We start from the raw sequence: 11,927 nt of genomic DNA on the forward strand, positions 1-11,927 counted from the left end.
AGAGGAAAAAGAAGAATTACAAAATCAGCTTGGCATACCACCCTTTTAAAGAATACTTCCCCCATCCCAGTGGTTGGGGGAATCAAAAATGTACATTCTTAAACGAACGAAAATGTACATTATATAGTTGACATTTATAATCAGCCAAATCCGTCCGGAAATCAGCCAAGTCTAGCAAGATATCAGCCAAATCAGGAGCCAAATCAGCCGAACGAGTTAGCGTGAAAGAGAAACCAAGACGGAGTGGAAGGATGGAATCTTTAAAGATTTTGCAAATCGTCGGGTTTAGACATAGTGGGAAAACAATGTTAATTAAAAATTTGGCCAAACTTTGTAAGGAACAAAATAAAGAAGTTGCTGTCATTAAACATCTTCGGCGACAAAAAGGACTCCAGCTGCCACCTAGTAAAACCGAAAGTATTGTTTTTTATGTAGTAGACACAAAAGTCTCTTTATTAGAGCAGTTAATCGACCTTACTCGCATAAAGGAACCGTCCATACTTTATATAGAAGGGTTTGAGGAAGCTGATTACCCGAAAGTTGTTCTCATAAGAAACTACGATGAATGGCAATTTTTAAATCATTTATCCAATGTTGTGCTCATCATTTGGCATGATTACGACTATGATTTCCATACGGTTCGGAAACCTCTTTCTTTTTCACGGATTCAAACAAGGGAAATTAATAACTGGTTCAAGCAGTGGATGAATGAATAGTGATTAATATCTTGACCCTGTTCAAAATAGATTTTTTCCTGGATAATAATTAAAATCATGAGGTGTCCTGAAAGCAAAACTCTCAAGACGCCTCTTTTTATTTAGAAAAACAATAGCAAAAATAGGTAAAACTCATCATAACAGGGTGAAATAGAAAAATCTTAACAAATAAGCCAAGCATAATTATCCAAAAAAGCTAACAAAAAGCGAAGGTAGCGTACCCAATGTCAAAAAAGAGTCAAAAAATCGTTCCTCATTTATGGTTCGATAAAGAAGCGAAAGAAGCAGCAGAGTTTTACATTTCATTATTTCCGAATTCAAAAATTACGAATGAAATAACGCTTCATGATACACCATCTGGCGATGCAGGAATTGTCGCCTTTGAGCTCTGGGGACAAGAATTTATGTCCATCAGTGCAGGACCATATTTCAAATTTAATCCATCGTGATCATTTGCTGTGAATGTTAATCCAAACGATGTACCGAACGCGAAAGAATTCATTCATGACTTTTGGAAAAAGTTATCTGAGGGTGCGAAGTGTTAATGCCACTTCAAAAATATCCTTTCAATGAATTGTATGGTTGGATTCAAGATAAGTATGGTTTATCATGGGAAATCTCTCTTGCTAACCGTATAGATGAGAGAAGACCACCAATTATAAACTCACTTTTATTTGTAGGTGATAAGTGCGGTAAAGCAGAAGCAGCGATGAACTATTATTTATCAGTATTTAAAGATTCAGAGAAAGGTCATTTCGCAGGCTACGAAGCTGGGATGGAACCTGACAAAGAAGGAACGATTATGTATTCTGATTTTAGATTAGAAGATCAGTGGTTTATAGGAATGGATAGTGCCCATGAGCACCATTTCAACTTTAACGAGGCGGTTTCATTTATCGTCAATTGCGACACACAAGAGGAAATTGATTACTACTGGGACAAACTATCAGCAGTTCCTCAAGCAGAACAATGTGGTTGGCTGAAAGATCAGTTCGGTATTTCGTGGCAGATCGTGCCAAGTAATATGAATGAAATCATGAGTAGTTGCACGCCGGAGCAACTTGACCGTGTAAACAAAGTCGTTCTAAAAATGAAGAAACTTGATATTGCTGAAATTGAGAGAGCCTACGAAGGTAAATAATGAATACACATGGGTAATGCTAGAAAAGGTAGGGTCACGTATTGAAAAGAGCTAGTGATTTATGCTAGCTCTTTTTTTATCCTAGTAGTAAAGAAACAGATCCACCAAAAAATTTTTTTCGAATTTTTAAGCCAAATGTTGCCTTCGTTTGTCTAATAATTAAACAGTTAAAAAGAGGGTGAACCCGATTATTCATTTAGTAAAGAAAGCGCAAAATGGCGATGATCAAGCGTTTCTTATGATTTTTCAACATTATCAAGAAAATCTTTATCGGATGGCCTATGTTTATGTGAAAAATCAAGAAGAGGCATTAGATGTCATCCAAGAAGTAGCTTATCAATCATTCAAATCAATCAACACATTAAAAAATCCAGAGTATGTCAAAACGTGGTTAATAAAAATCACGATCAACTGTGCCATTAACGCCATCAACAAAAAGAAAAAAGTCGTTCCATTTAAAGCACAATATGAGGAATACATAGGATCTGAAACGAATGAAAATATTCCACTTTCCTTATCCATACAAGATGTAATGGAGTACTTACAAGAAGATGAAAAAAGTGTAATTCTGCTTCGATTCTATCAAAACTATACATTTAAAGAGATTTCACAAGCATTAGAGATTCCACTTGGTACGGCAAAATCTATTTTATATCGTGCGTTAAATAAGCTTCGAGAAAGAATGGAGGAGGTTGACTTTTATGAGTGATCAGTTGAAGAAGGAAATGGAGAAAATCGAAATTCCAAAGAATTTAAATGATAGTGTTCTAAAGGGAGTACAAAGGGCGAAATTAGAAAATCTTCAAGAAGAGAAAAAGTATTCAAAACGTCAATTTAAACCATATATCATCACGCTTTTAGCTGTTGCGGTAATAGCTATCTTATTGTTGCCAGCAATTCAATCTTTGGATTTTGGATTAGAAGAGGGAATATCTCAAGGGACTAACGAGAACGAAACTCAAATTATTACAAATGGCGATTCTAACTTAACAGAAGACATGCACCAACTTATTTCTGATTATATTATTTGGCATTATCAACACAATCAAGACCAACAAACAGATGTGCAATTTGAAGTGCATAAAGTATATGGTACTTCTCAAGAAGGGGATACAATAAAAGTCTACATGTGGTCCTATTATAATAGTTTTAATCGCGCTACTGGCAATGAAGAAGTAAGAGGTGCCTCACTGCCAGTAACGCTTACTCTAGAAAAAATAGGTGGGGACTATAAAGTAACCGAGATTAGAGAAGCACAAGACGGAAGTCAATATGTAGATTCGATTAAAACAATGTTCCCTGAACAATACGTAGAAGAAGCACTTCAGCAACCAAATAACATGAGTGGTTTAATAGAAGAAATGCAGGAAAAAGTCAATGCATGGTTAAACGAGGAAGAAGAAAGTAATGAAGATCGAACTACTGATGAATCCACTTTATTTGATCTTAAGTCAGAAGAAGGAAAAGGTTATGGCGAATTCCAACAAGACTTAAACCCAATGCATCTATACGGATTAGACCCAGTTAGTATTGCTAAGCTATATGTTCTAGCGGGATATGAGAAGAAATATGATGTTCAATATGCTCTTTATACAAATAGGGAAGAATACATTATGTGGTCTGCAGAAGATGATCAAAAAATTCCAGAAAAAGATCGCGGATCGGTTGAAATCTTTAAAAATATCGATAAAGGAACTTTTATTCAAACGAGTGATTATACGGGCTATATTGAATTTTATGTTGGTGAAGAACTTCTCGGATTCCAAATGATTAAAAATGAAGATGGAATTTGGCAAGTTGCCTTTATGCCACTTCAATAATAAAGGAAAGTGAGTTACTCACTTCAACGGGGCGCTCGAAACAAAAAATGATCCAGGCGACTAAATATCGCTTGGATCATCTTTATTAGTAAATCAATTTCAAGAAATCTTCTTTCGAAATGCCGCCGAAATAATGGTCGATATCGATATCTTCTAATTTTTCAGAAATGGCTTCACGGCTATATTGAACACCAGTTAGTAACTCCTCAATTTCCGCAACTTCACCTACACCGAAAAAGTCTCCATAAATTTTGATTTCTTCAATGATTCCTTTACTCACTTCTAAACGAAGGTCAATCCCACCTGAAGGGAAACGTTCTGTTTTTTGAATATTAAAGCGCGGTGATTTCCCGTAATTCCATTCCCATGTTTGATAACGAGTACGAGATATTTCATGAATCTTTTCCCAATCTTCATCTGTTAATTCATAATATTGAATTTGGTCTTCGCCACCAAAGATGGATTTTAGAATCTCAAGTTTAAACTGCTCAATTGTAATGTCTTCTTTTAAGAATGGTTTAATGTTTGTAACGCGAGAACGAACGGATTTAATGCCTTTTGATTCGATTTTATCTTGTTTCACTTTTAATGCATTCACTACATCATCAATATTTAGATCGAACATTAATGTACCATGACTGAACATGCGGCCTTTCGTTGAGTATTGCGCATTCCCGGAAACTTTGCGACCTTCAGCTAAAATATCATTACGTCCTGAAAGTTCAGCTTGTACACCTAAATTTGCTAAGGCATCCACAACTGGTTGAGTGAATTTTTTATAGTTATTGAACGAATCTCCGTCATCTTTTGTTATAAAACTAAAGTTTAAATTTCCTAGGTCATGGTAAACTGCGCCACCACCAGATAATCGACGAACGACGATAATTCCATTTTCTTCAACATAGTCCGTATTAATCTCTTCAATTGTATTTTGATTTTTTCCGATGATGATAGAAGGTTGATTAATATAGAAAAGTAAATATGAATCTTTCTCTACATCTAAATTTCTTAAAATATATTCCTCAATCGCTAAGTTAACGCGCGGATCTGTAATGCCTTTATTATCAATAAATAACATGCGAATCTCTTCCTCTCTAAATAGACAATCCTATGTCGTTTATACCATTAAATAAATGCTGCTTCAAGAATATAGCCAAACAGTAATGTCGTATCCAAATACTTTGGAAGGTAAATGGAAGCACCGAAAAGAAATTAATGTAGAAAATAAAAATTGCTGTGAACCAAACAGACTCTCATTTTCTTTAATAATGCGTAAAACATAAAGGAGGTATTTTTTTGGACCCTGAAATATTAGTCAAACGTGCACAGTTAGGAGATAAAGAAGTTTTTGTAGAACTCATCAAAAGTTTGGAATCATCCCTATATAAAGTATCAAAAGCCATTCTGTTATCAGATTCAGAATGCTTAGATGCTGTGCAAGAGACGATTTTAATTGCTTATAAAAATATTCAACAAGTACGTGAACCGAAATACTTTAAAACTTGGATTACCCGCATTCTCATAAATGAATGCAATAAACTTCGAAAAACTCAAACAAAAATTGTCATGATGGATCGATATTTAGAGCTAAAAGGAACAATCGTAGGTTAATTAAGCAGCTTTAAATTGAGGGTTTGGTAGGTGAAGCAAAGATTGGCTAAATTGAAGCGATTGGCTACAAAACATGATAATTTAGTTGAGGTTTTATCCCCTCTTTCAGCGAGTGAAATTGCGGATAGAAATAAAGATTATGATTTGTTAACGCCCAAACAGTTCGGAACAAAATATAAGGAGTTGCTTTTCACACCTTCCAAGTTCGTTATGAATGGTATTACACATCAATTACAATACAATCATTGTGCTAGTTCGTATTGTAAGTATCACGGATTACCTCAAATCAAATTTGAAACTAAAGGAAAGCCTACACGATATAAACTAACAGGAGCATCAAATAATAAATCACTAAAATGCAATCCAGATCCGACAACTTCAAAGGGTGGTGCCGTATTAGGTTGCTACACTTCTACTTTATCCAATTGGTCTGTTGCACAAGAAATACAGCGATTGGTTCAAATCAATTCAGTTCAAGACAAAGAAGAAGAATATGAATTTCATAAAGATGGTTGCAGTTCAGAGGAATTCACTCCATTTAATAAACCTGATGGCTTTTATAAACAAGGAAAAAGCCGATTAGGAATGCAACGGTTTCAGTGTAAAGTTTGCAAGAAGAAAACGGCTCTTACACCTAGAAGGGATAACTCTGTCACTTACAATCAAAAACGAAGCGATGTTCATCACCTTTTCGCTAAGTTGCTACTAAGTCGAACACCTGTGACAAGAACCTGTGAGATTTTAGAAATCGGCAGAGGAACTTACTATGACAAATTAGAATTCCTCTATCGCAGGTGTCTAGAATTTTTAGAACGACACGAGACCAAACCCCTTCAACGATTAGAATTTAAAGAAATGTGGCTCAACACGGATAAAATGACCTATTATTTAAACAATGTTAGTCAGAAAGGTATGGGTGGAAGTCGATACAATGATGTAGAAGGAAGTCAATTCCCTACACATGTTTTAGTGTCTGCCGATGTTTTATCAAGATATGTATTTAGAAGTGATGTGGCTTATGATTGGGAAATCACCTTAGGTGATATTGCAATTGATACGGTATTACAAAAAGAAGACCATCTGAATGAATTCGCCAAAAAGTATGCTCAATATCCTAAATATTCACATTATCCGATGCCTCCATCTTCTAATGATACGCAATCTAAAAGCGAATATTATAGTGAGTTGGCATTGGTGGAACGTAGAATGAAATATGTAGATGGATTACATGTCGGTTCAACTTACACCACAATTGCACATCTATGGCTAATCAATCAACTTATAAAATCTCCTGAATGGCGTTTCGTGACCGACGAAGATAATTCTCTTATCACTTCTATCAATCGTGTCTTCTCAAAGGAAACGAAACTTTCTGATGCTCATCATTTTCTGTGTCAAACAGATAAAACGAAAACAAGAAAACAAGCCCGTGAGGAATTTGAACAAGCGAAATACGATTTAATCAATTGGGGAAATATGAGAGGTTATGAAACAAGGTCATTAAGAAAATTAACCTATATGCAAATGTCTGACCTATTCAACACTCATACATTTCACAAAGAAGTAATAACCCCATCAGGAACACACCTAGAATATGCAAACAATCCAATTCTACACCCACTTGCTACAACTGATAGAGGGTTTCGTTCTGTTGATTGCACAACAAACCTTTCTACTTTGGAACCGAATGATATTGCCACTTTAATGATGAATGTGAATGACAATGCGACGAATACCTTCATTCAACAAATACGTAGAAGGTTGTCTATTTTAGAAAGACCGTTAACCACAGCCCGAGGAGACGGGAAAAGTTATATTTATTCCAATTTCAATCCCAAATATGCTCAAATGGCTATCACAATACTACGAACTTATTACAACTTTTGTTTTGCATTTAAATCAAACGGAACAATGAAGACGCCCGCACAACGATTAGGAATTACAGATAAAATATTTGATTTAAAAGATATAATTTATCTAAGGTAAATTTTATGTAATATGTTAATATTTTTGCTAAAACTAGCAGTTTAGTTAAAGAATGAAGTTGTTTTTTACGCAAACAAAAGATGAACTTTAATTCTTTAAAATGGTTGAAAATTCAGAAAAATGACAAAAATAATGAAGGTTTTCACCGAATATATCGTAAAATGGATATAAAGGGGGATTGTTATGAAATATTGTATATCATTAATTATTTTGTTAATTTTTTAGTTGGATGTTCCTCAAATCCATCTTCAGATACTATTACAGACAATAATACAACTAAGGATGTTCCGATAATTAAAAATTTGGGAAGCGATATGATTACACATCACCATTTATACGACGATATGGACGGAGGAAACCACGATTATTCTGATAAAACACTGGTGATCGATACAAGTATTGATGTGTCTAGGATTTCTAGAGGAGATGTTGTTTATTTTGATAATGAGGATGGAGAAAAAGACATTTCAAGAGTGATTGCTTTACCAGGTGAAAAAGTTAAAGTTACAAAAGGTCAAATTTATATAAATGATAAAAAACTAGATTCTTTTTACGGAACAGCACACAGAGTTGGTTTAGATAAAGAAAATTACTTTGAAAAAATGGATAACGAAGGCAATCAATACGATAAGAAAAGTATGATGGAAGTTTTTGAAACCGATATGAATGAAATTACACTTTCTGAGGATGAATACTATTTAATCGATGATGATTGGTTACAAGGTAAAATGATGGTATTAAAAGAAAATGATTATATCGGTAAAGTAGTTGGATATACAAAATAAGGGGGCGATAGTGATTGAGATGATTTCAAGAAAACTCTATGCAGCGTTTCTGACATCTGTTATTGGATTCTTTATTATTCCATTCTTTTTCTATGAATTTTTTGGGGGATATAGTCTAGGAACTGGTTTAGTAGTAAGTATTTGGACAGTTCCAACACTCTTTATTGGTGGTGTTTTATCATCAATTGCCATTGAATATCATGGGGAAAATCTGTCCATATGGCTATCTTATTTAACACATTTAGGATGTGCATTTATATGTTCTCTCTTATTTTCAATTCTTGGATTTGATTTAATAAATACTGCTTTAATCGCTTTTATATACGTAACAATTTTCTTTATTGCAGATTTAATAACAAAATATTACGAAGAGAGGGCTAAGAACTAAAGCATAGTAAAAAATATGAAAAACGCTCAGATATTTACTGAGCGTTTTTCCTTGCCATTTATATAGTCGATTTACCGTTAAAATGTACGTTAATTGTGCTGTTATTTATATTGCTTTTAGGCATTTTCTCCCCATCAACCGAACCCGTTAGTTAAATCCTCTGTTTTTTTTTTTTTTTTTTTTGCATTAAATATGATCGATTTAATTATTGGGGAAATGTTGAAATTAGCATGGTCTTCTTGAACAACTAATATATTGATAATAAATAAATTTAAAAGGGGATACGATGTCTTTAGTAGAAACTTTTACAACTATTTTGAATTATTTCTTATATGGAATCGGCTTTTTAATACTTATCACCTGGTTATTTCATAAAGAAAAATGGGATTTAGGTGTTTTTGTTAGTCGAGCTTTAGGAATCGTTTTTTGTATTGCGGTTACGTTTCTTTAGTAAAAGGTTTAGTTAAGAAGAGCGCAGCTGTTGTTGTGCTCTTCTTTTTATTAAGCTATTAAAAATCTGCATCAAGGTTGATACCTCAGCTACTCGTTCCTAAAATCTATAAACTATCGCCTTAGTAGGCATGTACCTATATTAATTACTATATATTCATTAGGCACTTCCATCAATTAAAAATTCTATAATAGAATGTAGGCTAAATGTGCAATCTAGTAATCTTCCTTCGAATACTATATTAGAACGAAGGGAGGGATCATGATGACATATTACAGATACGATAACGACTACGACTATGTCAGTTATGGAAGACGACGCCGAAGAAGACCAAGTTACCAATACCCTTATTTCCCATTCTTCCCAATCAACATCTACCCATATCCATATTACAGACCATATCGCCGTCCTTACTACTCTAGGCCATATAACCGACCATACGGCTATTAAAAAAATCTGGAACATCATTATGCTTTTTTATCCAAATGGTGTTCCACTTACTTTTGGTTACAAATAAGCCCTAAAAGGATTTGAAAAGAGGCCAAATCAAATTTAGTTCATGACCACTAAAACATTTAGGTTCATAAGAAAAACAATAAAATATAGAAGGAGATAACTCGCAATGCATGATATGCACAATCATTCAATGAATCATATGGGAAGCGTTCAACCTAGTGAACTTTGTGTAAAATTTGCTACAATTAAATCTCAATCCAAATCCAATTGGGTCAAAATCTTCTCCGGTTAACTTTGTGAGAAATTGTTTTAGATGTTCCTTTGAAGCCGCTTCTGCTAGTTTATTGTACTCATGTAATTTCTCTATAGCTAACTCATTTTTTGACTCGACAATAATTCCTGTTACATTCAATTCAAGTAATAATGTAATTGACCCGTCCGGATTCAAAACAGCATCATAGTTAAAGTTGAAACGATCTAATTCAATCATAAAATTTTCATTCTCACGTTCAACGATTAAATCTGCTTTTATTACTTTATTTTTTAGTACGTTAAAGATTTTCGTATCCTGTGGGTTTAACTCTAGTTGCTTATCTCGATAATAGGGAGAATGGGATCAATGCCCTTTTTATAATATTTCCTTTTCAAATCAAATAATTGTTGTTAAATTTTCACTAAAACCTAATTGGGAACCGTGGATAGTTGGTTCAATATTAACCGGTTGAACTTTATCAACATGAATTTTAGCAAGATTGATTATGATAAACTTGTCCTTTAATGCGACTAATACGCTTCCGGAAAGTAAGTTAGTGAGAATTTCTTCTTTTGTTTCATAGTCCTGCTGCTGAGGTAGAGATTTTAAATATGCTTCGAAGTGATTTTCAGACTGCATTTCAAAAAAGGGTTTGATAATTATTTTTTGGATCATCTCGGTATCGATCAGAGAGTTAATGTAATAAATAAAAGAAAGCTTATCATCGATCTCTAAAATCTTCTGAGATAATTCATGTGAATTATCAAGTTGTTGTTTAATCCAATCGATCGTTTCAATAATCATTTTTAGTTCCCCTTAATGAAAAAAATTACGTTATAAGCATAATCTCCATAAAGGATGTTTTTTATAATAACTCTCTAAGTTGTGATTTAGTAAGAAGTAAATGATTTTTGACATTTTGGGTTTTTAAATAAGGAGGGTCGAATACATAAACGAAGGAATATGAATAGACATTAGGTGGATAGGAGAGGATCTACCCACCTACATTTAGCGATGTGAATTTGATTCCGTACGGGATTAAGATTTCATTTTTCTTGAACTATTCTTAAAGGGCAAGTACAGAATGAAAAATAGAATTAATGCGATACCTTCTAAAGAGAGAATATACCAAGGATAATCACCTAGAAAATCTAGAGCTGAACTCGTTTTCGGTTTCCCGGCTAGAAACATGTAATTCCCACCAGTAATACTGTTTGCAATAAACGCGATAAAAGCGACAATTTGCAAGAATACTAGAGATTTAAAAATAGAAGATAGCTGAATTCGATATCTCATCGTCCATACATAGAAGAGACAAGTCCAAATAATTAAACTATGATTAACAAAAAAGTGGAAAAATCGGAAATGTGGAAAATTATAAAATAGCTCTGGAGTCAAAATCGCTTGAATTGCTCCGGCTATACCAATGAAATAAACAATTTCAAAGACTAATTTATTATTTGTAATAAGAAGAACTATGCAAAGAATGATACTAACGGAACAAAGCTGGAGTGGAAGGGCATGGGAAGGATCCCATAGATTATTTGAAAGAAGCCAAGTGTGATAGCCTATTTCAAAAAATAAAATAACCGTCACGAAGACCCATCTTATTATTCTTTCATTTAGTTGGTTGCGAAAAGAATACAAAAGAAAAATACCTAAAAAGAAAACACCGATTGTAAGAAGATGTACCAAAGAATAAGCGTTAAATGGCTTGTCAGTATACGAAGTTTCCAATAACACATTTAACATACTGATCACCTCTCTTAATACTTATGATTTCTTAAACATCTTTACTTCTATTTTAAGAGATTTATTTTTCTATGTATAGTTCAGAATGTACTTCTTTATATAATCGTTACATGTAAAAAGCAAGGTAAGTCCTTTCTTATAATATTGAAGGGTATCGAAACCACTATATTGAAATTATTAAATATAAATTTAGTGTTGACTATATGTTGTCACCTTGTTATTATATTAAAGCAGTCGCAAATAACGATTGAATGTTAGAAATTAAGATTTTAAAAATAGTTGACAATCACTTTTTTTGTGATATAATTAAATTCCTGTCGCTTCAGAATGAGAGATTTATTCTGACAGGTTAATAAAAAAAGTGTTGACAATAAGATAACGAAATGTTAGTATAAAAAACGTTGTCGCTAAGATAACACGATGTAAAATGAACCTTGAAAACTGAACAACAAAACGTTAATGAATAAATAGTTTCTATAATAGAAACACAATTTTGGACATCATAAAGATGCCAGCAAAAATTTGAGCTTTATCAAATTTTCTTTTATGGAGAGTTTGATCCTGGCTC

General features: G+C 33.4%; 14 protein-coding genes and 1 pseudogene. 11 read left to right on the forward strand and 4 right to left on the reverse strand.

Annotation, left to right across the window (positions count from 1 at the left end):
- Positions 1–251: 251 nt before the first annotated feature.
- The 5 genes from ACOQFO_RS00220 to ACOQFO_RS00240 all read left to right on the forward strand — a co-directional run bounded on the left by ACOQFO_RS00220 (position 252) and on the right by ACOQFO_RS00240 (position 3,677).
- Entirely contained in the window at positions 252–716 is a 465-nt protein-coding gene (locus ACOQFO_RS00220; protein ID WP_421687720.1) for a molybdopterin-guanine dinucleotide biosynthesis protein MobB, read from the forward strand.
- 224 nt (positions 717–940) lie between these two features.
- A complete protein-coding gene (locus ACOQFO_RS00225; protein ID WP_421687721.1) occupies positions 941–1,165 on the forward strand; it encodes a VOC family protein in 225 nt (74 codons plus the stop codon).
- Positions 1,166–1,260: 95 nt separating this feature from the next.
- Positions 1,261–1,857 carry a VOC family protein gene (locus tag ACOQFO_RS00230; RefSeq protein WP_421687722.1) on the forward strand — a complete coding sequence of 199 codons (597 nt, stop codon included), beginning with the start codon at positions 1,261–1,263 and terminating at the stop codon, positions 1,855–1,857.
- A gap of 178 nt (positions 1,858–2,035) precedes the next feature.
- Positions 2,036–2,566 carry a sigma-70 family RNA polymerase sigma factor gene (locus tag ACOQFO_RS00235; RefSeq protein WP_421687723.1) on the forward strand — a complete coding sequence of 177 codons (531 nt, stop codon included), beginning with the start codon at positions 2,036–2,038 and terminating at the stop codon, positions 2,564–2,566.
- Positions 2,559–3,677 carry a hypothetical protein gene (locus ACOQFO_RS00240; RefSeq protein WP_421687724.1) on the forward strand — a complete coding sequence of 373 codons (1,119 nt, stop codon included), beginning with the start codon at positions 2,559–2,561 and terminating at the stop codon, positions 3,675–3,677. The genes ACOQFO_RS00235 and ACOQFO_RS00240 overlap by 8 nt, the downstream gene beginning before the upstream one ends.
- 85 nt (positions 3,678–3,762) lie before the next feature.
- Here ACOQFO_RS00240 and ACOQFO_RS00245 read toward each other — a convergent pair whose 3' ends face one another.
- Positions 3,763–4,755 carry a lipoate--protein ligase gene (locus ACOQFO_RS00245; protein WP_421687725.1) on the reverse strand — a complete coding sequence of 331 codons (993 nt, stop codon included), beginning with the start codon at positions 4,753–4,755 and terminating at the stop codon, positions 3,763–3,765.
- Between the two features lie 218 nt (positions 4,756–4,973).
- Here ACOQFO_RS00245 and ACOQFO_RS00250 point away from each other — a divergent pair, with 218 nt between their 5' ends.
- The 6 genes from ACOQFO_RS00250 (at position 4,974) to ACOQFO_RS00275 (ending at position 9,348) form a co-directional block, all read left to right on the forward strand.
- The gene (locus tag ACOQFO_RS00250; protein ID WP_421687726.1) at positions 4,974–5,288 is read left to right on the forward strand and encodes a sigma factor; all 315 of its coding nucleotides are present in this window, start codon (positions 4,974–4,976) and stop codon (positions 5,286–5,288) included.
- 42 nt (positions 5,289–5,330) lie between these two features.
- Positions 5,331–7,274, forward strand: coding sequence for an insertion element protein (locus ACOQFO_RS00255; RefSeq protein WP_421687727.1), 1,944 nt, complete (start codon positions 5,331–5,333; stop codon positions 7,272–7,274).
- A gap of 191 nt (positions 7,275–7,465) precedes the next feature.
- Complete coding sequence (gene lepB / locus ACOQFO_RS00260; RefSeq protein WP_421687728.1) at positions 7,466–8,059, forward strand: signal peptidase I; 594 nt, start codon at positions 7,466–7,468, stop codon at positions 8,057–8,059.
- 10 nt (positions 8,060–8,069) lie between these two features.
- A complete protein-coding gene (locus ACOQFO_RS00265; protein ID WP_421687729.1) occupies positions 8,070–8,447 on the forward strand; it encodes a hypothetical protein in 378 nt (125 codons plus the stop codon).
- Positions 8,448–8,733: 286 nt separating this feature from the next.
- The gene (locus ACOQFO_RS00270) at positions 8,734–8,898 is read left to right on the forward strand and encodes a hypothetical protein (RefSeq protein WP_421687730.1); all 165 of its coding nucleotides are present in this window, start codon (positions 8,734–8,736) and stop codon (positions 8,896–8,898) included.
- 264 nt (positions 8,899–9,162) lie between these two features.
- Positions 9,163–9,348 (forward strand): hypothetical protein, encoded by a 186-nt coding sequence (locus ACOQFO_RS00275; protein WP_421687731.1) that lies wholly within the window; start codon positions 9,163–9,165, stop codon positions 9,346–9,348.
- Between the two features lie 193 nt (positions 9,349–9,541).
- Here the strand turns inward: ACOQFO_RS00275 and ACOQFO_RS00280 are convergent.
- From ACOQFO_RS00280 to ACOQFO_RS00290, 3 genes and pseudogenes are all read right to left on the reverse strand, one after another.
- Positions 9,542–9,925, reverse strand: a pseudogene (locus ACOQFO_RS00280) (Ger(x)C family spore germination C-terminal domain-containing protein); the annotation flags it as partial.
- A 78-nt stretch (positions 9,926–10,003) separates the two neighbouring features.
- The gene (locus ACOQFO_RS00285) at positions 10,004–10,411 is read right to left on the reverse strand and encodes a spore germination protein (RefSeq protein WP_421687732.1); all 408 of its coding nucleotides are present in this window, start codon (positions 10,409–10,411) and stop codon (positions 10,004–10,006) included.
- 234 nt (positions 10,412–10,645) lie between these two features.
- Positions 10,646–11,359 carry a TIGR02206 family membrane protein gene (locus ACOQFO_RS00290; RefSeq protein WP_421687733.1) on the reverse strand — a complete coding sequence of 238 codons (714 nt, stop codon included), beginning with the start codon at positions 11,357–11,359 and terminating at the stop codon, positions 10,646–10,648.
- Between the last annotated feature and the right edge of the window lie 568 nt (positions 11,360–11,927).

This window comes from Ureibacillus sp. MALMAid1270 (assembly GCF_049202975.1).
Taxonomy (GTDB): Bacteria; Bacillota; Bacilli; order Bacillales_A; family Planococcaceae; genus Ureibacillus.

Excerpts from the sequence above, each read along its gene's own strand:
- ACOQFO_RS00220 (WP_421687720.1), top strand. The coding sequence starts at position 252 with ATGGAATCTTTAAAGATTTTGCAAATCGTCGGGTTTAGACATAGTGGG.
- ACOQFO_RS00225 (WP_421687721.1), top strand. The coding sequence starts at position 941 with ATGTCAAAAAAGAGTCAAAAAATCGTTCCTCATTTATGGTTCGATAAA.
- ACOQFO_RS00285 (WP_421687732.1), bottom strand. The coding sequence starts at position 10,411 with ATGATTATTGAAACGATCGATTGGATTAAACAACAACTTGATAATTCA.
- ACOQFO_RS00290 (WP_421687733.1), bottom strand. The coding sequence starts at position 11,359 with ATGTTAAATGTGTTATTGGAAACTTCGTATACTGACAAGCCATTTAAC.
- ACOQFO_RS00275 (WP_421687731.1), top strand. The coding sequence starts at position 9,163 with ATGACATATTACAGATACGATAACGACTACGACTATGTCAGTTATGGA.
- ACOQFO_RS00245 (WP_421687725.1), bottom strand. The coding sequence starts at position 4,755 with ATGTTATTTATTGATAATAAAGGCATTACAGATCCGCGCGTTAACTTA.
- ACOQFO_RS00270 (WP_421687730.1), top strand. The coding sequence starts at position 8,734 with ATGTCTTTAGTAGAAACTTTTACAACTATTTTGAATTATTTCTTATAT.
- ACOQFO_RS00230 (WP_421687722.1), top strand. The coding sequence starts at position 1,261 with ATGCCACTTCAAAAATATCCTTTCAATGAATTGTATGGTTGGATTCAA.
- ACOQFO_RS00240 (WP_421687724.1), top strand. The coding sequence starts at position 2,559 with ATGAGTGATCAGTTGAAGAAGGAAATGGAGAAAATCGAAATTCCAAAG.